We start from the raw sequence: 21382 nt of genomic DNA, 5'->3' as shown, positions 1-21382 counted from the left end.
CCCGAATACCAATTTTTTACAGTATAAAAATTTTAAAAATGGTGAATATTCAGCAGGAGTTTTAATAGCTATAGCGAAACAATGCTATTGGTAGGGTGGTCTGACCACCCTACCGAATAAAATATTGGTCAGACCACTAGACCTATAGTCCGGTGGCGCGTAGTTATGGTGCAAATTCAATTCAAAGGATCTCTTTGTGAGAAGGGAGGTAGGCAAGCAAAATTCTCTATTTTTCGCTATCTTTGACATTTAAAAAGTAACGAAATAATGAAAGGGGTAACTTTATGGCATGGACTCAGGTATATGATCCCATGGGTAATTTGGGACTTTCGGCTCTTATTGCGGCAATTCCGATTATAATCATCTTTTATTTACTGGCCGTGCGTCGTTCGCCGGGTCAGGTAGCCGGGGCCGCGGCGGTAGTGGCGGCGGTTCTTGTCGCCATTCTTGTTTACAAGATGCCTGTTGCCACGGCTTTGACGGCAACCGGTATTGGCGCTCTTTACGGGGTTTTTCCGATTTTTTGGATCGTAATTACCGCTATTTTTCTTTACAACATGACGGTGGAAAGCGGACAATTTGAGATTATCAAAGATTCTGTAGCTTCCGTCACCGATGACCGTCGGCTGCAAGCCCTGCTGATTGCTTTTGCCTTTGGCGCTTTTCTGGAAGGTTCGGCCGGGTTTGGCACACCGGTGGCCATCTCCGCCGGCATGCTGGTCGGCCTCGGGTTTAATCCCCTGTATGCCGCCGGCTTGTGCCTGATTGCCAATACCGCCCCGGTAGCCTTCGGCGGAATCGGCATTCCGATTATTGTCGCCGGGCAGGTTTCCGGCCTGGAAACTATAAAAATCAGTCAGATGGTGGGGCGCCAATTGCCTTTTCTTTCGGTCCTTATTCCTATGTATCTGGTGGTGTTGATGGCCGGCTGGAAAGCCATGCTGGAAGTGTTGCCGGCTTGTGTGGTAGCCGGAGTTGCTTTTGCCGGTTTTCAGTATTTTGCCTCCAATTTTCTGGGACCGGAATTACCCGACATACTGTCTTCGCTGGCTTGTATCATAGCGTTGGCCATTTTCCTCAAATGCTGGAAACCGGCAAACATTTGGCGGTTCCCCGGTGAAAAGCCTGCACAGTCCTGTGCGGGGCCTAAAGGCCACGGTTATACTTTCGGCCAGATTATGAAAGCCTGGTCGCCGTTTATCATTCTGACAGCCATGGTTATTTTGTGGGGTTTGAAACCGGTGCAGACTGTTCTGGATGCCGCCACGATCAAATGGGTTGTGCCCGGTTTGGATAAAATGACTATCCAAGTGGCGCCGATTATGAAAGAAGCTACACCAATGGCTGCTGTTTTCAAAATCAACTACCTGAGTGCCGCCGGCACGGCTCTCTTTTTTGCCAGCATTATATCGGCCGCGATTTTGGGAATAGGCCCGGCCCGGTTCATCAGTTTGCTGGCCAAAACCTTTAAGCAATTGAGGAAACCTTTGATTACTATCCCCTGTGTGCTTGGTCTTGCCTATATTATGAACTTTTCCGGCATGAGTTCCACCTTGGGGCTATTTCTGGCCGGTACCGGCAGCTATTTCCCGTTCTTTGCCCCGCTTCTGGGCTGGGTAGGCGTATTCCTGACCGGTTCGGACACTTCCGCCAATGCTTTGTTTTCCAATCTCCAGGTAATTACCGCCCAGCAGGTCGGGGTTGACCCTGTGCTGACTGTGGCGGCCAACTCTTCCGGCGGTGTTACCGGCAAGATGATTTCGCCGCAAAGTATTGCGGTGGCCACGGCTGCTACCGGACTGGTAGGCAAAGAGGGCGACTTGTTCCGTTTCGCCATCTTCCATTCCATCGGTTTGGCGATAGTGGTTGGCCTGATGACGTTATTGCAGGCCTATGTTCTTACCTGGATGATTCCTTAACCCGTATTTCGTTAGGCTGCGCACAGGCAGCCGCTAAGAATTAATGAAAGAGGCGAAACTTATGACCAAAAAAATGAAAATGAAAATGAAAATGAAAACCATGGACGGCAACTGCGCCGCCGCCCACGTAGCCTACGCGTTCACGGAAGTGGCGGCCATCTATCCCATTACGCCGTCGTCCACCATGGCGGAATATGTGGACAGCTGGGCGGCGGCCGGCCGGCAAAACATCTTCGGCCAACCGGTCCGGGTTGTGGAAATGCAATCGGAAGCCGGCGCGGCCGGCGCCGTGCATGGCTCTCTGCAGGCCGGCGCCCTGACCACCACCTTTACCGCGTCCCAGGGCTTGCTGTTAATGATTCCCAATATGTATAAGATCGCCGGCGAGCTGCTGCCGGGGGTGCTGCACGTGAGCGCCCGGGCCGTGGCCGCCGCCGCCCTCAATATCTTCGGCGACCACCAGGATGTAATGGCCACCCGCCAGACCGGTTTCGCCCTGCTGGCCGAAAGCAGTGTGCAGCAGGTCATGGATTTGGCAGCAGTGGCCCATCTGGCGGCCATCGAGGGCCGGGTGCCGTTTGTGAGCTATTTTGACGGCTTCCGGACTTCCCATGAGATTCAAAAGATTGAAACCTGGGATTATGACGATTTAGCGCAAATGGTGAATCAGGACGCGCTGGCCGCCTTCCGCCAACGCGCCCTCAATCCGGATCATCCGGTAACCCGGGGCACGGCCCAGAACCCGGATATTTACTTCCAGGGCCGGGAGGTCAGCAATGAGTATTACCTGGCCCTGCCGGCAATCGTGGAAAAATATATGGCGAAAGTGAAAGAACTTACCGGCCGGGAGTACCATCTGTTCAACTACTACGGCGCGCCGGACGCCGACCGGCTGATTGTCGCCATGGGCTCGGTCTGCGAAACGATTGAGGAAACCATTGATTATTTAAATGCCCGGGGAGAAAAGGTCGGCCTCCTGACCGTTCACCTGTATCGCCCTTTCTCCATTGAGCACTTCCTAAAATACATTCCCCGCACCGTGGCCAAAATCGCCGTGCTGGACCGCACCAAGGAACCCGGCTGCGCCGGCGAACCTTTGTACCTGGATGTTAAGAACGCTTTTTACCGCCGGGAATGGCAGCCGGTTATTGTCGGCGGCCGCTACGGCCTGGGTTCCAAAGACGTGGTGCCGGCGCAGATGGTGGCTGTTTACGAAAATCTCAGGAGCGAGGCGCCCAAAGACGGCTTTACGGTGGGGATTGTGGACGATATCACCCATACTTCCCTGCCCCTGGGCGCTGCTATCGATACCACGCCGGCCGGCACCCGGGCCTGCAAGTTCTGGGGACTGGGTTCGGACGGCACTGTGGGCGCCAACAAGATGGCCATTAAGATTATCGGCGACAAAACCGATTTGTTTGCCCAGGGCTATTTTGCCTATGATTCCAAGAAGTCAGGCGGCATAACCGTTTCCCACCTGCGTTTCGGCGCCCGGCCGATCAAGTCCCCGTACCTGATCCACCAGGCAGACTTTATTGCCTGCCATAACCAGTCCTATGTGACGAAATACGACGTTCTGGCCGGTTTGAAGCCGGGGGGAACCTTCCTGCTCAACTGTATCTGGGAGGAGGCGGAGCTGGCGGCGAACCTGCCGGCGGCTATGAAGCGGTTTATCGCCGCCAACGAGGTGAATTTCTACACCATCAACGCGGTAAAAATAGCGAGAGAAATTGGTCTGGGCGGCCGCATTAATATGATCATGCAGGCGGCATTTTTTCAGCTGGCCGACATCATCCCGGTTGCCGAGGCGGTAAAGTACCTGAAGGCTTCGGTTGTGGACGAATACGGCAACAAAGGGGAAAAGGTGGTCCATATGAATTACGCCGCCATTGATCAGGGGGTTGACGCCCTGGTTAAGATTGCCGTTCCCGCCGCCTGGAAGGAGGCCCGCGATTCGGCAGTTGCCGGGAAAGAGGTGCCTGAATTCATCCGGAAGGTAGTTATTCCCATGAACCGCACCGAGGGGGATCAGCTGCCCCTGAGCGTGCTCAAGGATATGGGCCTGACTGACGGCACCTTCCCGCTGGGGACGGCCGCTTATGAGAAACGCGGCATCGCCGTTGAGGTGCCGGAATGGCAGGTGGGCAACTGTATCCAGTGCAACCAATGCGCCTTCGTTTGTCCCCACGCCTGCATCCGGCCGGTGCTGGTGAGCGAAGCCGAAGTAAAGGACGCCCCCGCCGGGTTCGTAACCAAGCCGGTTGCCGGCGCTGACGGCCTGCACTACCGGCTGGCGGTATCGCCTTATGACTGCACCGGCTGCGGCAATTGCGTCCAGGTATGCCCGGCCAAGGAAAAGGCGATTGTCATGCAGCCCATGGGCAGCCAGCTGGCCCAGGCGCAGCTGTGGGATTATGCCATGAACCTTGCGCCCAAGGCGAATCCGGTAAAAAAGGAAACGGTCCGGGGCAGCCAGTTCGAAACGCCGTACCTGGAGTTCTCCGGGGCCTGCGCCGGCTGTCTGGAGACCGCTTACGCCAAACTGGTGACCCAGCTGTTCGGCGACCGGATGATGATTGCCAATGCCACCGGCTGTTCGTCCATCTGGGGCGCTTCCGCGCCGGCCATGCCGTACTGCACCGACAAGCGCGGCTACGGTCCGGCCTGGGCCAATTCCCTGTTTGAAGATAACGCCGAATTCGGCCTGGGCATGCACCTGGGCGTGCAGCAGGTGCGGGAGCGGCTGGCAGCCAGGGTTGCCGCGGCGCTGCCTCTGGCTGACGGGGAAGTGAAAACGGCTTTAGCCGAGTGGCTGGACAAAAAGGATAGGGGCGCCGGTTCCCGGGAACGGGCGGATAAGCTGAGCACCGCCCTCACGGCGGTCCGGGGCACGAATGCCCTGCTGGATGAAATTTCTGGCTATCAGGATTTCTTTGTCAAACGTTCCCAGTGGATCTTCGGCGGCGACGGCTGGGCCTATGATATCGGCTACGGGGGTCTCGATCATGTTTTGGCCACCGGCGAGGATGTGAATGTGCTGGTCTTTGACACCGAAGTATATTCCAACACCGGCGGTCAGTCCTCGAAAGCCACGCCGGCGGCGGCCATTGCCCAGTTCGCGGCCAGCGGCAAGCGGACGAAGAAAAAAGACCTGGGCATGATGGCGATGAGCTACGGCTATGTCTATGTGGCGCAAATTTGCATGGGAGCCGACAAAAACCAGACGTTGAAGGCGATCGCCGAAGCCGAGGCTTATCCCGGACCGTCCCTGATCATCGCTTACTCGCCGTGCATCAACCATGGCCTGAAACTGGGCATGGGCAACAGCCAGCTGGAGGGCAAGCGGGCCGTGGAAGCCGGCTACTGGGCCATGTACCGCTACAATCCGGCGCTGAAAGAGCTGGGCAAAAATCCGTTTACGCTGGATTCCAAGGAGCCTACCGCTGATTTCAAGGAGTTCCTGCTGGGGGAAGTGCGTTATTCCTCGCTGCAAAAACTGTTCCCGGAGCAAGCGGAGGAGTTGTTTGCCAAAACGGCTAAGGACGCGGCGGAAAGATTGGCCGGCTATAAGCGGCTGGCGCAAACATTGGGAGGGGATTTGTCTGAAACAGCTGCCACGAAGGAATAATGCCAGCAATAGATTTTTTAATGCCTCCCTTATAGCTTTTTTAATGATAGAGCACACTACGAGGAGTGTGGTGGTAAAATGAACAACAATTTGATTGCAGTATTTAAAAAAATAGTTGGTGAAACTTATGTGCTGACAAGCAAGGAAGACTTGCTCTCTTACGGCTATGATGCGACTCCCGGCTTTTTTCATCTGCCGGCAACTGTTATCATTCCGGAAAATACCGGGCAGGTATCCCAGGTAATGGCCATCGCCAACAAGGAAAAGATTCCGGTGTACGTCCGGGGAGCGGGCACCAATCTGAGCGCGGGCACAGTCCCGACCCAGGGCGGGATTGTCCTTCTCATGACCCGTATGAACCGGATTATTGAGGTGGATACGGAGAATTTGGTAGCTGTAGCCGAACCGGGAGTGGTGGTGTCGGATCTTAATAAAATTGTGGAACAATCCGGGCTGATTTATCCGCCTGATCCCGGCACGGTTACCACCGCCACCCTGGGCGGCACCGTGGCCGAGAACTCCGGGGGCCTGCGGGGACTTAAATATGGTGTGACCAAGCATTATGTCATGGGTCTGGAAGTAGTTCTGGCCGACGGCCGGATCATGAATACCGGTGGCAAAAACGTTAAAGACGTGGCCGGCTATGATCTGACCAAGCTGTTTACCGGCGCGGAGGGAACGCTGTGCGTTATTACCAAGATTATTGTTAAGCTGGTGCCGGCGCCGGAAACAAGGAAAAGTATGATGGCTATTTTTAACAACCTGGATAATGCCGGCAATTCCATTGCCAGTATCATCGCCAACAAAATTATTCCTGCCACTTTGGAAATAATGGATAATGCCACTATCCGCACGGTTGAAGATTATGCGCATGTGGGGCTGCCTGTTAATGCCGAAGCCGTGCTGCTGATTGAGGTTGACGGAATTCCGGCGGTTGTGGAAAAAGAAGCGGCTAAAGTGCTGGAAGTGCTAAAGGCCAACAAGGCCGATGAAATCCGGGTGGCCAAAGACACGGCCGACCGGGACAAAATCTGGGCTGCCCGCCGGGCGGCGCTGCCGGCTCTGGCCAAACTCCGGCCGACGACCTTTGTGGAGGATGCCACGGTGCCTCGCAGCAAAGTGCCGGATATGATCCGGGCAATCAATGAAATTGCCGCCAAATACAAAGTCCGGATCGGCACCTTTGGGCATGCCGGCGACGGCAATATGCATCCCACCCTTGTCTGCGACATTCGCGACAAAGAAGAAATGGAACGGGTTTATAAGGCTATGGACGAAATTTTTGCCACAGCGATCAAACTGGGCGGCACTTTGAGCGGTGAACACGGCATCGGTCTGGGCAAACTCAGGTATATGGAAGACCAGTTCGGTCCGGTGGGCATGGAAGTCATGCGAACCATTAAAAAAGCTCTTGACCCGAACGGTATTCTCAATCCCGGGAAACTAGTCGGAGAGTGTTAACTATGAAGGATATGAACGACAATAAAGATGTGAAAGCCGGGCAAGCCCTGTTGGCTGAAATTAGCGACGATCTGGCCAATTGCATGAAATGCGGCAACTGTATGGAGGTCTGCCCGATTTACAAGGAGCTGCAGACGGAAAAAAGTGTGGCCCGGGGCAAACTGGCGCTAATTGAAGCGGTGAATAACGGCAACCTTGATATTACCGCCGGGTTTGACCAAATCATGTCCATGTGCTTGTCCTGCAAAGCCTGCGCCGTCAAATGCCCCTGCGGGGTCAAAGCCGACGAGCTGATTATCCGGGGACGCCGGGCGGCAGTAAAAGCCCGGGGCCTGCATCCAATCAAAAAGGCAGTATTTGGTTTTCTTAAACATCGGGCTGTATTTGATTTTGCCCTGCGCCTGGCGGGACTGTTTGGTCCGCTTTCCTTTAAAAAACTTCCCAGAGCGATGGCGGTTGTTGCCCGTTTTCCCATGCCGGGACTGGATAAGCGCCGGGTAATGCCGCCGTTCGCCGCCACGCCGCTGCGAAGCATGTTGCCGGAGACCGTCAAAGTGGATAACCCCAAAATGCGGGTGGGTTTTTTCACGGGTTGCACGGCAAATTACGTTTATACCGATATCGGCCAAGCGGTTGTCAGTGTATTAAAGGCCAACAATGTTGAGGTAGTTATGCCGGCCATGCAGCACTGCTGCGGCACACCGGTGGCAATGTCGGGCGATCATGAGCTGGCCAAACTGTTTGCCAAACACAACATTGAGACTTTTGAACGCTATAATTTGGATTACATTGTCACCGCCTGCGGGTCTTGCACCGAGGCCTGGAAAGTTGAATACCCGGAAATGTTCCACGATGACCCGGCTATGCTGGCACGGGTGCGGAAACTGGCCGATAAGACTTATGAAATAAGCCAGTTCCTGGTGGATGTGGTGAAGTTCCGTAAAGATAATCTGGGGGAAGTCAAAGCAATCGTCACCATGCATGATCCCTGCCATATGGCCCGGGGGATTAAGGTAACCACCCAGCCGCGGGAAATTCTAAAAGCCATTCCCGGGCTTAAATTGGTGGAAATGAAAGAACCGGCCCGCTGCTGCGGCGCTGGCGGTTCCTTTATGATGGCCCATTATGAGGAGGCCTGCAAAATTAATGACCGGAAAATAGCCGATATTGCGTCCACGAATGCGGATGTGGTTGCCACCAGTTGCCCCAGCTGCCGCATTCATCTGACAGACGGTTTAGTGCGTAACCACATGAAGCAGGAAACGCTGCATGTCGTTCAGTTTCTGGCAAAGTCCTATCAGGCCGGCTTGAATTAGGGGGGTGAAGGGTATGAAAAAAGTCAGCAATAAATGGCAACAATATTTTGCTGATTTGCCTGCCGAAAAATTTGGCCGCCATTTATTTGCTGAATTCGAGGACCGGGCCAAGAGCGCAGCGGCGGAAGTATTCCCGGTGAAAACGGCGGCTGAAGCCCGGGAGGCTGTCGCCAATCTGGCGAAATATATTAACGCCAAAAATATTGTTATTGCCGACAGTCTGTTGCAGCAGGCGGGCGGTATTGCGGCAGCCCTCGGCAAGGCAGGGCTTGCCGTGTACTCACAGCCTGCGGATATTGCCGAACAGGCGGAAAAGGCCGATATGGGTATTTCCACCGTTGAATTTGGCATTGCGGAAACCGGCAGCGTCTGCCAGGACGCCTACGCCATTGAGAGCCGGCTGGTTTCCGCTTTGCCGCCGGTGCATGTGGCTTTTTTAAACAGCAATCATATTGTTGCCGGCGTGACGGAGGCAATGGAAGTTATCGCCAAGGCTTACGACCGGGGCTATATCAGCTTTATCACCGGCCCCAGCCGGACGGCGGACATCGAGCGGGTTCTGACCATTGGCGTCCATGGCCCCAAACGGTTTATAATCGTTGCCATTGATATTGCCACTGATATTGCCGCTGCGGATATTTGCGGAGGTGACCAATAATGGAAGCCAACGACCGTAACATCAAGAACGAAATTCATGAAAAATTGAGCGATGAAGTGCTGCGGGGGGCTTTGGGGCGTTTTGCCGAGGCTTATCCTGTAGCCAGGGCCAAGGCTTATGAAAATGTCGAGGATATTGACGCGCTGCGGGAACAGGTCCGCCGGATGAAGGCCGGGGCGGTGGCGGACATCGACAAGCTGGCCGACCGGTTTGAAGCCGAGGCTGTCAAACGGGGAGCCCGGGTCTTCCGGGCCAAAGACGGGGCGGCGCTGAAAAAATACCTGCTTGACCTTTGCCGGGAAAAGGGTGTTAACCGGATCGTGAAATCCAAATCCATGGCAGCGGAGGAAATTCACCTGAACCGCGACCTGGAGGCTGACGGCCTGCAGGTGAAAGAAACCGACCTGGGGGAATGGATAATTTCCCTGGCCGGCCAGAAGCCGTCCCATATGGTGATGCCGGCGATTCATCTGAACCGGCAGCAGATTGCCGGGTATTTTTCCCAAGAACTGAAACAGGAGATACCGACAGATATTCCCTTTATGGTTGAGGCGGCCCGAACCAGGCTGCGCCAGGAATTCTTACAGGCGGATATGGGTATATCCGGCGCCAATTTCGGCATTGCGGAGAATGGAGCCATCGGCCTGGTGACCAATGAAGGCAACGCCCGGCTGGTAACCACCCTGCCCCGCATTCATGTAGTCATTATCGGTTATGAAAAATTAATCCCCACCATTAAAGATGCCGCGCCTATTTTGCGCACCCTGCCCCGCAACGCCACCGGCCAGTTGATGACCAGCTATATGAGCATGGTAGCGGGGGTTACCCCCATAATGGTCAGGAAAAATGGCAAATGGGTGGAAGAGGATAAGGAGCTGCACATTATTCTGTTTGACAACGGCCGTCTTAACGCGGCCCGGGACGACAAGTTCAAGCAAATCTACCAGTGTGTCCGCTGCGCGTCTTGTTTAAATGTCTGTCCGGTATACACACTGGTGGGCGGTCATGTGTACGGCCATATTTACGCCGGCGGCATCGGCGCCATTCTGACCGCCTTCCTCAACAGTATGGGGGATTTTGAGAAATTCAATGAGCTTTGCATTGGCTGCCGCAAGTGCGTGGAAATTTGTCCCGGCAAAATCGACATACCTGGCCTTATTGAAGAATTGCGGGCCAGAGCCGTCAAAGAGCATGGGTTGCCCTTCGCGGTGAGTACGGTGTTTGAAAATGTTATCAGCAACCGCCGGGTGTTTCATACGTTTTTGCGGTTGGCTTCCATCGGCCAGAAGCCTTTTCAGACCGGCCGCCTGATCCGGCATTTGCCGCTGTTTATGGCCGGAATGACCAAAGACCGCAGTCTGCCGGCGATTGCCGCCGAGCCTTTGCGGGACCGGATTCCAAAAATTACCGCCCAAGTGACCAAACCGGTAAAACGAGTGGCCTTTTTCTGTGGCTGCAATATTGATTTTGTATTTCCGGAGACAGGTGAGTCGGTGTACAAGGTCTTGCAGGATCTTAACATGGAGGTGGTCTTCCCTGATGAGCAAAGCTGCTGCGGCAAGCCTGTACTGGGAATGGGAGACCGGGAGACGGGCAGGAAGATTGCCAAACAAAATATTGCCGCTTTTGAGGCTGCCGCCCCTGATGTGATTGTAGCCGCTTGTCCGACTTGCGCCGAGACGTGGCACCAAACCTACGGGGAGCTTTTTACCGATGATCCGGCCTGGAAGAAACGGGCGGAAAAAATTGCTCACAAAGTCCGGGAATTTACCAGCTTTGTGGCCGGATGCTACCGACAAGCCGGGCGGCTGAAGCAAGTCGACGGCCCGACTGCCGTAACTTACCATGATTCCTGTCACATCAAACGCGGTCTGGGCATCTATCGGGAACCGCGGGAATTGTTGGCGGCGGCTTCCGCCTATCAACTGGTGGAAATGAAAGACTGCGATAAATGCTGCGGCATGGCCGGGGCTTTCGGAATCAAATATGCCGAGTTGTCCATGCCCATCTTAAAACAGAAAATAACCAATATTATCGACAGCGGCGCGGCAGTAGTCGCCGTGGCCTGTCCGGCGTGCATGATGCAAATTCAGGGAGGCCTTGACAAACAGGCTCCCCACATTAAAATTAAACATGTGGCCGACATTCTGGCGGAAAAAGTATAGTCACTTTTTCCGCTCAGGCTGTTGAAAAACTTCGCCTAGCGTCGTTGCTCCTCAGAGCCCTTGCAATTTTCCAATTAAGGGGGTAAGTATGAAAAAAACAGTAATCCTCAATGCGGCAAAACTGGATTTTGACCACAAGCTTGATTTTTCACCGTTGACTAAACTCACTTCTGTTGCCAAATACGATGTCAGCAGCAGTGATGAAATCATAGCAAGGGTTAAGGATCAAAATGTTATTATCACTAAGGAATTGCCGGTGGGAAGGAATTTAATCAGCCAATTCCCTGCCTCTGTGAAACTCATCTGTGAAGCCGGCACCGGCTACAACAATATCGATATTGCCGCCGCCGGCGAAAAGAATATTGCCGTCTGCAATGTTCCCGGCTACAGCACCGAAGCTGTGGCGCAGTTGGCGATTGCCTTTATCTTAGATTTAAGCTCTGCGTTAGCCCGGCAGCAGGTCATGATCAAACGGCAAAACTTCAATAATTTTACCCAATTCCTGCAGGTGCCCCATGGTGAGTTGCAAAACAAGACGCTGGGAGTCATCGGCGCCGGCGCCATTGGACAACAGGTGATGAAAATCGCTCTGGCTCTGGGAATGAATATTCTCGTGTACAGCCGGACCCCAAAAACGTGGCCTCAACCGGATATACATGCCGCTGGCCTGGAGGAATTGCTCCAAAAGAGCGATTTTGTAACCATTCATTGTCCCCTTACCGCCGGGACAAAACACCTTATCAATAAAGACCGGCTGAAGTTGATGAAGTCGTCAGCATTTATCATCAACACCTCCCGGGGAGCCATTATAAAAGAAACCGATTTGATTGAAGCCTTACAAAACAAACAACTTGCCGGCGCCGCCCTTGACGTCCAGGACCCGGAACCGCCGGAACCGGATAATCCTTTATTTGCCATGGACAATGTTATTCTTACGCCCCATATAGGCTGGAAATGCCTGGAGTCGCGACAAAGGCTTATTCAGCTTTTGGCGGCAAATATTGAAGCTTTTATGCAAGGAAAACCGGTTAATATTGTAAATCAATGATCCTTAATGACATTAATGTCATTAAGGATCATTGATCATTCCGCCAGCAGCTTTTCCAGTTGATCCACCAAAGCGGCGAATTTGGTCAGGGTAACTTCAATGGGCTGGGGCGCCGCCATATCCACTCCCGCCCGCTTCAGAATATTAATGGGAGTGTCCGATCCGCCCGCTTTGAGGAACTGGTTGATATAGCGTTCCCGGGCGGGTTTTCCTTCGGTCAGTATTTGTTCGGACAAGGCCGTGGCGGCGGAATAGCCTGTTGCGTACTGGTAAACATAGAAGTTGCGATAGAAATGAGGAACGCGGGCCCACTCGATATCGATTTCTTTATCCACCGTCATCTCCGGTCCGAAATATTTAACATTTAAATCATGATAGATCCGCTCCAGACTGTCGGCGGTAAGGGTTTCGCCCTGTTCCGCCCTTGCGTAGATCATTTTTTCGAATTCGGCGAACATAGTCTGCCGGTATACCGTTGCGCGCAGGTCTTCCAGGTATTGATTAATCAGATAGATCTTTTTGTTTTTAGCGGTTGTCTGGTTTAGCATGTGGTTTAAAAAGAGATGCTCATTGACGGTGGAAGCCGTTTCAGCCGTGAAGATGGAATATTGGGATGTGATGAAAGGCTGGCTGGCGTTGCTGTAAAAGCTGTGCATGGTATGGCCTAATTCATGGGCAATGGTGGAAACATCGTTTAAATCATTGTTGTAATTGAGCAGGATGAAAGGGTGAACACCATAGATACCCCATGAGTAGGCTCCGGACCGCTTGTTTTTGGTTTCGTAAGCATCAATCCAGCCTGAGGTAATCGCCTTATTTAGATTGAGGGCATAATCGGGACCCAGCGGGGCTAAAGCCCTTTCCACCATTTTAATTCCCTCATCGTAAGGAATTTGGTAGCGTACATCCCGGACCAGCGGCACATACAAGTCATACATATGGATTTCCTGGAGCTGCAGCGCTTTCTTTTTTAACGCTACATAGCGGTGCAGGGGTTCCAGGTGGTTGTTGACGGTGGTAATAAGGTTGTCATAGACGCTGACAGGAATGCGGTCAGGGGCCAGGGAGGCCTCCAGGGCGGAAGCGTAGTTGCGGGATTTGGCGTAATAGATATTCTTCTTTACGTAGCCGTTCAAAGTGGCGGCCAGAGTATTGCGATATTGATGATAAGTATTGTTGTAGGCTTCAAAGGCGGTACGGCGCACTTCCCGGTCATTTGAGCGGAGAAAATTAATGTACCGGCCGGGGCTTAGCTGTACTTCCTGGCCTTGTTCGTCTTTAACGGCGGGGAATTTCATATCCGCGCCGGTAAGCGTATTAAATATGTCCGCAGGCGCTTCCGTCACATCTTCTGAACGAAACAGCAGCTCTTCCTGAGCTGGGGAGAGGACATGCTTTTTTTTCAGCAGGAGTCCGTCCAAGAAGTAACTATATGGTTTTAACGCCGGTTCCTGCCGGCGGAATGCGGCCAGCTTGTTTGCCGGTATGGCTAAGATTTCCGGCTCAATAAAGCCGGTGGCCGCTTTGGCTTCAACCAGCAGGGACTGGGCTTTGCCGCTCAGCGCCTGGTACTCATTATCGGCCGTATTTTCATCCCGGCGCATACGAGCGTAAGGATAGAGTCTTTCGCCGGCTAAAATGCTGATTTCATCTTGGAGTTTAAGGCAGGCCAAAAGATCATGGGCAGAGTTTCCCAGTTTTCCCTGGTAACCGGCTACCTGGGAAAACAGGGTCTTTAACTTATTCGCATCGGCCTGCCAGGCAGTATCGTTGGGGTAGATGTCATTAAGACGCCATTTATAGGCGTCGGCAATTGCCGCTCTGTCGGGCAGTTCGCCGTTGGCGGCTGAAACGGTGCCAGGCCCGATGGCGGGGATAAGCATGGCGCCGCATAAACAGAAGGTGAGACATAGTTTCTTTTGCATAGCTGCACTCCTTTTCACTATTAAAATTCGTATTTTTTATTGTTTTAGCCGCCAAGGCGGTAAATTCCTTTGTTGGACTTGAGGAATACAGAATTTTCCTTTAATATATAGTATAAAGGGTGTAACTAAACAGGCGTCAGGAGTCGGAATGCAAGTCGTCTCAAAGCATTTTGCATTCTGAATACTGAATATCTGATAGCACTAAATGGTGATAAGGAGTGATGCATGTGACTAAGCTGACGGATCTGCCCAATATCGGGACAACAATGGCCGGAAGGTTAGCCTCTGCCGGGATAGCCGACGCTGAAACGCTGCGGCAGATCGGCAGCCGGGAGGCTTTCCGGAAGTTAAGAGCGGTAGACCCCGGGGCCTGTCTTAGTGCTCTGAGCGCACTGGAGGGAGCCGTACGGGGAATACGCTGGCACAACCTGCCGCCAGAGGTGAAGAAGGATTTAAAACTGTTTTTGAAACAATTGCGAAACAATTACGCAGTTAAAAGTTTATCCCAATAACATAAACAATTAAAACGTATTGAATTTTATTTCCACACGGTTTATAATACAAAAAACAGATTTTTATTTGCAATATATTGTTTATGTTTTGTTTATGTATAGTTTAATTTGATATTATCGTTATTTTGTCGGAATACAGATAATCCCAGGAGTGCTGCGATTTTTCGCTTTCCTGGGTTTTTTACAATATTGAATCTGCCTGGAAACATTCATATGCGCCGTTATTATACACGGGTCAATATTGTATCGCTTAGTTAATTGGTTATCGATATATAGAAAATAGAAAGACCAAAACAAGGGAGTGCGTAAATGCAAGTTAATAATTTGTGGGAAAAATTGTCTGTCGATCCCAGCCTGATCCGGGACTTGCTGGCCCAGGGGGTGGTATATGAATTGGTTGCTGTTGCCGTCAAATACAGAGTCTTTCCCGCCTTAATCGCAGGAAAGTCATCTGCCGCGCTGGCCGTTGAGCGCAACTGGGATGAAAGCCTGACTGATTTGGTATTGCAAGTTCTTGTACAAGCCGGGTATCTCACTTTTGACCAGCATCAATACCGGACGACCGAGGCGGTTAATCAATATCTGGACCCTGCCGGTATTTGGTTTTTGGGTGATTCCCTGCCCGGTGATTTTCCGGCTGAATCTTTCGGGAATGAAGTCATCGAACGGCTCAACCGGCGGACGCGTATCCCCGGCGGTCATGAACAGCGGAAATTTACTGTCGGCCGCCTGCAAAACATTGGTGCGCGGGCGTTGACAAACGAATTTGTGCAGACAACCGTGCGGTCAGTCCAGCTCCCGCAAGCGGCACACCTCTTGGATTTGGGCGGCGGTCACGGGTTCTACAGCATTGCCTTTGCCCAGAAATATCCCGCGCTGAAGGTTACGCTGTTTGATACACCGGAAGTTACTGTTTTAGCTTCAGCATCCATTCGGGCATGGGGTTTGGAATCCCGGATTTCCCTTCTGTCGGGCAACTTTCTTGCGGATGATATTGGTTCAGATTACGACGTGATACTATGCTCCTTAGTCTTGGCGCCGGTCAATCTGGAAACAGTTTTGAACAAGGTGCGGCAGGCACTGAAACCTGGCGGCACGTTGATTGTGCGCAGCCATATCAGCGACGCTCCGCCTACTCTTGCCGGCAGCATAAACCGGTTGTTTTGCTTCTTGCGCGGAAACCACCGTCTGTATAAGTTGGACGAGTGGTGTAATTGGTTGGCCGACTATGCTTTCCGCGACGTCAAAATTGCCGATGTGAACGATATTGTGGCTACTATCACGGCCGTTAAAAATTCGCCTTAAAGCGGGGGAACTGCTTATAAACCGCCACCTGCGTCGTTGCTTCTGCGGTGCTCGCTCCAACGTACAACCGGTACGCCTCCGCTGTGCTCCTCGTCGCGCCTAGCAGCTAACGATTTCTAAGCAGTTCGAGACAATCGATGGTTATCGATAGTTTGAGTGCTGTACATTGAAAAGCGAGGAGAGTATGTTTGTGACCAAAAGGTGTATTGCGGTTTTCGGTATCGTTATGTTGCTTTTATTGCTTACAGCATGCGGCAGGGCGCCGGGCACGGCCGGCAAGGACGTTGGAGCGCCGGAAAGCTTGACGGTTACGGTAACCGACCAACTGGGGCGCCGAGTGGAAGTGCCGCGCAAAATTGAAAAAATTGGCGCCATTGACCACTTCGAGGGGCATCTTGTCTTTGCCCTGGGCCAGCAGGACAAGCTGGTTCACCAGGCCTTATTCAACAAACTTGGCGCGGCCATGGCCCGGGTCGATGAAAAGTTTAAGGCCAAACCCCAAATGCGCCAGGGCCGGGAAAAGATCAGCACCGAAACCATGGCTGCTTTAGGCCCGCAGGTTGTTTTTATGAATTCGTCCTTTGACCGGACCCAACTGGAGCAATTTGAAAGCGCCGGTCTGAGGGTGATCGGCCTTAAAGGCGAGACTCTGGAAGACAGCTTTGACGCGGTCAGGCTGATGGCCAAAGTATTGGGCTGCGAAGACCGGGGGGCAAAATACATTGTCGCTTGTGAGAATCTTTTGGGCATGGTAAAGGAACGGCTCCGCGACATACCCGGCGACAAGCGGCTCAAGGTAATGTTTGCCGGTCCCAAGAACATTTATTCCGTGGCCACGGGTTCCATGCTGCAGACCTCCATTATTGAGACGGCCGGCGGTAAAAACGTGGCCGGACACCTGACAGGGTATTGGGCCGATGTATCGCCGGAACAAGTGGCCAACTGGAATCCGGACGTCATCTTTTTAGGGTCTTCCCTGGATACTTATGGCGCCGATGCAATCTTCAACAATCCTCAATTGGCCCAAGTAAAAGCCGTGCAGGAAGGACGCGTGTATTCTTTCCCGTCCAATATCGACTGGTGGGATTATCCCGCTCCCCATCATGTGCTGGGCGCGGTATGGGCGGCTAAAACCTTATATCCTGATAAGTTTGCGGATATTGACATGACCAAGATAGCTGATGAATTCTATACCAATTATTTGGGCCATTCTTTTACCTCTTTGGGGGGCAAACTGTGAACTAATGAAAAGACTGCACTATTTGGCGTTAACCGCCCTATTTATTGTCGCTCTGGTAACGTCCCTGAGCGTTGGACGTTATCCCATCGGGCCTGTTGAGGTAGGCCGAATACTGCTGGCCGCTTTTGGGCTAAGCGACGGCTCTTCTTTGCCCCCGGCCGAAATGCAGCAGGTTTTTTGGCATATTCGCCTGCCGCGGATTATACTAAGCTTTGCCATTGGCTGCGGCATCTCCATTGCCGGGGTGGTCTACCAGGGTTTATTTCGTAACCCGCTGGCATTTCCCGATATACTGGGAGTAAAATTCGGCGCCAGTTTTGGGGCTGCTCTGGTTATCACCTTTTTTAGCGAGGCCGCAATAACAATTCAGAGCAGCGCCTTTTTCTTCGCTCTATTGGCGGTATTCTCCGCTTACCTGATTGCGCTGAAGAGTTGGGACCAGTCCCCGGCAGTGCTGGTAGTAGCGGGTATAGTGATTTCAGCTATTTTTCAGGCCGGCCTGAACATAGTTTTCTATCTGACGGATTCCCGGGATAAATTAGCCCAGATTATCTTTTGGATAATGGGTACTTTTCAGGCATCCTCTTGGGACAAAGTATGGACTACTCTGCCGGTTGTAGTTACCGGTTCCCTTGTACTGTATCTGTTTAGCTGGCGGTTGAATATTCTGACTCTCGATGACGAGGAAGCTCTGTCTTTAGGAATTAACATTAGGAAGTGGCGGGTATTTTATATTTTGCTCAGTACGCTGGTGGAGGCGGCAGCTGTTGCGGCGGTGGGCGCCATCCAGTGGGTCAGCTTGCTCGTCCCTCATATCGCCCGCTATTTGGTGGGCACGGAACATAGCCGGCTGATTCCGGTCGCCGGCTTTATCGGCGGAATTTTTCTCTTGTTTATGGATACTCTGGCGCGTTCCTTTCTGACGTCGGAAATTCCCATAAGTATTGTAACATCTGTGTTTGGCGCGCCGTTCCTGGCTTACCTTATTATAAACAGAAAAGGAGGCGCATTGGGCAGTGACCGTGCGAGTGCATGAAGTAACGGCCGGCTATGGCAATTCACCTGTACTGATAAATGTCAGCCTGTCTGTCAGCAAAGGACAGGTCTGTGCCTTATTGGGGCATAACGGGTCCGGAAAAACCACACTAATGCGGTGTATTAATTCTATCCTTCAACCTACCCGGGGACAAATACTGGTTATGGAGGAAGATGTGACCCGCATTGCCAGAACCCGTATTGCCAGACTGATCAGTTTTGTGCCGCAAAACAGCCAGACTGCCTTTTCTTTTTCCTGCCTGGAAATGATTTTGATGGGCGGCGCGTCCCGCCTGAGAATGTGGTCATCGCCGGGACCCCGGGAACGGAAAAAAGCCCGGCGGCTGTGTGAAGAACTGGGCATAGACCATCTGGCGGACTTGCCGTTCAACCAACTTTCCGGCGGTCAGAAACAATTAGTCATTTTGACGCGGGCGCTATTTCAGGAGACACCTGTTATGCTGCTTGACGAACCTACCGCTCACCTTGATTTTGGCAATCAACATAAGATGATGAACTTGGTGCGCAAGCTGGTGAAACAATACGGCGTAACCGCGTTAATTACCTTGCATGACCCTAATCTGGCCTTAAATTACTGCGATGATGTCATCATGCTGAAACAGGGACGGGTCATCGCCCAGGGCCCCACCCATTTGGCCTTTAATGATAGCAACCTGCGGGAAATATTTGGCGACAACATTCGGATTGAGTATACAAACACAGGCGCCCAGGTGGTTGTTCCCAGGTTTATTCCCCAGTATATGCCCGAAGGGAAGGAGTGCTGTACATGAGATGCAATTATTGCGAATGGCGTTGTGAACTTAATGGTGAGAACTACGGGATTTGCCACATGTATTGGGAAGAAGGCGGTGTAATCAAGGAACGTTTTCCCAACCGGTGGTGCGCTTACAGCATGTCGTCCATCGAGTCCATCCCCTTTTATCACGTTTATCCCGGGAGCCGGTGCATGACCATTGGCACTGCCGGCTGCAATATGGATTGCCGCTATTGCGCCAATGCTTATGTAGCCAAAGAAAACCCGGCTAAGCTCCAAGCCCAAATGTATGAGTTTACTCCCGGCCAGCTTGTCCGTATGGCTGAAAAACTCGGTTGTCACAACATCGTGTTCAACGTAAATGAGCCTACGGTATCATTGCCTTCGCTGCAGGAAATGGCGCTGGCGGCTAAAACGGCAGGCATTACTATGGGCTGTCTAACCAACGCTTACATGACCGAAGCGGCAACGGAAATTTTCGCTTCCGTCTTTTCCTTTATCAATATCAGCCTGAAAGGCCTAGCGCCGGACTTTTGCCGGAGTTATCTGGGTATTCCCGACAGCCGGCCCATCCTGCGCAATATTGCGCGCTTGGCTGCCACCAATCATGTGGAAGTGACCACGCCGGTCATCCAATCGGTAAATGACCACGAGCTTGACGAAATCGCATCCTTCCTCGCCGGTGTTGACCGGGAAATCCCGTGGCATGTGTTCCGGCTGCTGCCGGAACATAAAATGAAAGGCACTACTTACCCTAATGTGGGAGACATCAACACCATCCTGGAGAGAAACCGCAAAATCCTCCCCTATATCTATTTTCACAATTTCATCGGCTCTGACTGGGTTAATACCCTTTGTCCCCGCTGCGGCCGGGAGGTAGTGGAACGAATCAGCCTGGGCTGCGGCGGCGATAGGCTGAATCATTGCCATTGCCGGGAAAATATGTGTCCGGAATGCGGCTATGAGATCAGGATGTATGGCAGCCGGGTGTACTGGAATTCCAGGGAGGGCGCCCTATGAGTGTGGCTGTTGTTGATGTAAGAGAATGGCAGAATGTTCTGGATCTCAAAACCGGCAAAAAGACAGTCAACGACACCATAGTTGTTGCGATGGTAAAAGAGGTATTGCAAAGGCATGCTTATCCCGGCGACACAGACCTGCAGAGTAATCGCTGGGTGACGGATACCGCTCTGGATCTAATCGCCCATTATGATCCCCAACTGGTATTTATAAGTTATGCCCAGCAATATTTTTCAACTCGTTTTACACTTCTGCCGGAGATTACCAGGCAAGCCATGTACGATGCTGTCTTTGCCGAAATTGACCGCTTTAAAAAGCAGTCAGGATTTCCCGTTGTGGTGGTAGGCACGGGGGACATGATCCCTGTCGCCGGCAGCATTGATCTCAGCAAGCTGGACGGACTCGCCATATCCAGCAGTTGGGCCACCCGTTACGCCGGCCTGTACGGGATCAGTGAAGCCGATATGGATTACATAAAAAAAATTGATCAGATTGAAAGAGTGGTCGGCAAGGAAGAATTTCTCTCAATATTTCACGGCAAGCCCGAAGATGGGGAACGGTTGCCGGATTACCTGGCAGTGTCCCGCCAAGGGTTTGCCTTTAAGTCTCACTACCTGCGGCAACTGGTGATGGTTCCGGCCTATAATGATGTTATTCCCGTCTCGGTGATATCGGAAGACATTGCCTCCATTACGGATATAAGCAATCATATTCTTACCAGATTAAACAACGGCAAAGTGGCTCTCGTTTTGGTGGAAGGCATCGGCGCCAAGGATTTCCGCATTCCCTATAAGCTTTGTGCCAATGGCAGGGGCTGGTTTTATTACGAACCCGGCGAAGCCCAGTATTTAGCCATTACCCAGGGTAAACACCAGTTTTTTGCTTATCCTCCCGGTTACCGGTACTACTTGGAAGATGATGAAAACAAAAAATACCCCTTTTCCGGCTACTTTAGCACCATCCCGGACAACACCCTGGGCAGCAGGTTTAGCGGCAGGAGCATTGCAGTAGGCAACCGAAGCATGTTCATGCATACCACAACCGGCACAGACATTGCCATTGAGTGCTTTGCCCGGAATTTGTACAACCAGGGCTGTCTGGGGGTGGTGCACAGAGACGACAAATACGAAATGACTGCCTCAAAGGAATGGAGAGCTTTATGAACCCTTTTCCGGCTAACTAAAAATAAACCCCGGGCAGCAGAATCAAGTTTTTGCTGACCGGGGTTTACTTCGTGATTAACGATAGCAGTCCGGGGAATCCCACTTCTAAAAAATAACAGTTGCCGTTTTTTACGGCGATAGAGAAAATCACTTTTAAAAAATGCAGGGATTTATAAACTTATATGGAAAGATGTATCACATTGAGCACAACG

Annotated in this window: 15 protein-coding genes; 14 read left to right on the top strand and 1 reads right to left on the bottom strand. The window is 52.2% G+C overall.

Translation table 11 applies throughout. The annotated features are described in order from the left end of the window. The first annotated feature begins 284 nt into the window (after nucleotides 1-284). The 7 genes from MAMMFC1_RS02765 (at nucleotide 285) to MAMMFC1_RS02735 (ending at nucleotide 12195) form a co-directional block, all read left to right on the top strand. Entirely contained in the window at nucleotides 285-1919 is a 1635-nt protein-coding gene (locus MAMMFC1_RS02765; RefSeq protein ID WP_126306283.1) for an L-lactate permease, read from the top strand. Nucleotides 1920-1998: 79 nt separating this feature from the next. Continuing rightward, on the top strand, nucleotides 1999-5547 hold the full coding sequence (nifJ, locus tag MAMMFC1_RS02760) for a pyruvate:ferredoxin (flavodoxin) oxidoreductase (RefSeq protein ID WP_126310405.1): 3549 nt from the start codon (nucleotides 1999-2001) through the stop codon (nucleotides 5545-5547). Between the two features lie 78 nt (nucleotides 5548-5625). Then, nucleotides 5626-7008, top strand: coding sequence for an FAD-binding oxidoreductase (locus MAMMFC1_RS02755; protein WP_126306281.1), 1383 nt, complete (start codon nucleotides 5626-5628; stop codon nucleotides 7006-7008). Between the two features lie 2 nt (nucleotides 7009-7010). Beyond that, nucleotides 7011-8324, top strand: a complete 1314-nt coding sequence (locus MAMMFC1_RS02750; protein ID WP_126306279.1) for a (Fe-S)-binding protein — start codon at nucleotides 7011-7013, stop codon at nucleotides 8322-8324. 13 nt (nucleotides 8325-8337) lie between these two features. Beyond that, a complete protein-coding gene (locus tag MAMMFC1_RS02745) occupies nucleotides 8338-8982 on the top strand; it encodes a LutC/YkgG family protein (protein WP_126306277.1) in 645 nt (214 codons plus the stop codon). Next, nucleotides 8982-11147, top strand: coding sequence for an L-lactate dehydrogenase (quinone) large subunit LdhH (gene ldhH / locus MAMMFC1_RS02740; protein WP_126306275.1), 2166 nt, complete (start codon nucleotides 8982-8984; stop codon nucleotides 11145-11147). The genes MAMMFC1_RS02745 and ldhH overlap by 1 nt, the downstream gene beginning before the upstream one ends. A gap of 88 nt (nucleotides 11148-11235) precedes the next feature. Beyond that, complete coding sequence (locus MAMMFC1_RS02735) at nucleotides 11236-12195, top strand: NAD(P)-dependent oxidoreductase (protein WP_126306273.1); 960 nt, start codon at nucleotides 11236-11238, stop codon at nucleotides 12193-12195. 35 nt (nucleotides 12196-12230) lie between these two features. Here the strand turns inward: MAMMFC1_RS02735 and pepF are convergent, their stop codons facing one another. Continuing rightward, on the bottom strand, nucleotides 12231-14078 hold the full coding sequence (pepF, locus tag MAMMFC1_RS02730) for an oligoendopeptidase F (RefSeq protein WP_408631238.1): 1848 nt from the start codon (nucleotides 14076-14078) through the stop codon (nucleotides 12231-12233). Between the two features lie 269 nt (nucleotides 14079-14347). On the opposite strand from pepF, the gene MAMMFC1_RS02725 reads away from it, so the two are divergent. From MAMMFC1_RS02725 to MAMMFC1_RS02695, 7 genes are all read left to right on the top strand, one after another. Continuing rightward, entirely contained in the window at nucleotides 14348-14632 is a 285-nt protein-coding gene (locus MAMMFC1_RS02725; RefSeq protein ID WP_126306269.1) for a TfoX/Sxy family protein, read from the top strand. A gap of 309 nt (nucleotides 14633-14941) precedes the next feature. Continuing rightward, nucleotides 14942-15937 carry a class I SAM-dependent methyltransferase gene (locus MAMMFC1_RS02720; RefSeq protein ID WP_126306267.1) on the top strand — a complete coding sequence of 332 codons (996 nt, stop codon included), beginning with the start codon at nucleotides 14942-14944 and terminating at the stop codon, nucleotides 15935-15937. Nucleotides 15938-16127: 190 nt separating this feature from the next. Next, complete coding sequence (locus tag MAMMFC1_RS02715) at nucleotides 16128-17177, top strand: ABC transporter substrate-binding protein (protein ID WP_158618616.1); 1050 nt, start codon at nucleotides 16128-16130, stop codon at nucleotides 17175-17177. A gap of 4 nt (nucleotides 17178-17181) precedes the next feature. Further along, a complete protein-coding gene (locus tag MAMMFC1_RS02710) occupies nucleotides 17182-18213 on the top strand; it encodes a FecCD family ABC transporter permease (RefSeq protein ID WP_126306263.1) in 1032 nt (343 codons plus the stop codon). Further along, on the top strand, nucleotides 18194-19003 hold the full coding sequence (locus MAMMFC1_RS02705) for an ABC transporter ATP-binding protein (RefSeq protein ID WP_126306261.1): 810 nt from the start codon (nucleotides 18194-18196) through the stop codon (nucleotides 19001-19003). The genes MAMMFC1_RS02710 and MAMMFC1_RS02705 overlap by 20 nt, the downstream gene beginning before the upstream one ends. Beyond that, a complete protein-coding gene (locus MAMMFC1_RS02700; RefSeq protein ID WP_126306259.1) occupies nucleotides 19000-20007 on the top strand; it encodes a radical SAM protein in 1008 nt (335 codons plus the stop codon). The genes MAMMFC1_RS02705 and MAMMFC1_RS02700 overlap by 4 nt, the downstream gene beginning before the upstream one ends. Then, a complete protein-coding gene (locus MAMMFC1_RS02695; RefSeq protein ID WP_126306257.1) occupies nucleotides 20004-21170 on the top strand; it encodes a hypothetical protein in 1167 nt (388 codons plus the stop codon). The genes MAMMFC1_RS02700 and MAMMFC1_RS02695 overlap by 4 nt, the downstream gene beginning before the upstream one ends. The last annotated feature ends 212 nt before the right edge of the window (nucleotides 21171-21382 follow it).

The sequence above is a fragment of the Methylomusa anaerophila genome (assembly GCF_003966895.1).
GTDB classification, from domain to species: Bacteria; Bacillota; Negativicutes; order Sporomusales; family Sporomusaceae; genus Methylomusa; species Methylomusa anaerophila.
The sequence above is the reverse complement of the archived record's forward strand: the minus strand, read 5'-3'. Positions and strand labels throughout refer to the sequence as shown.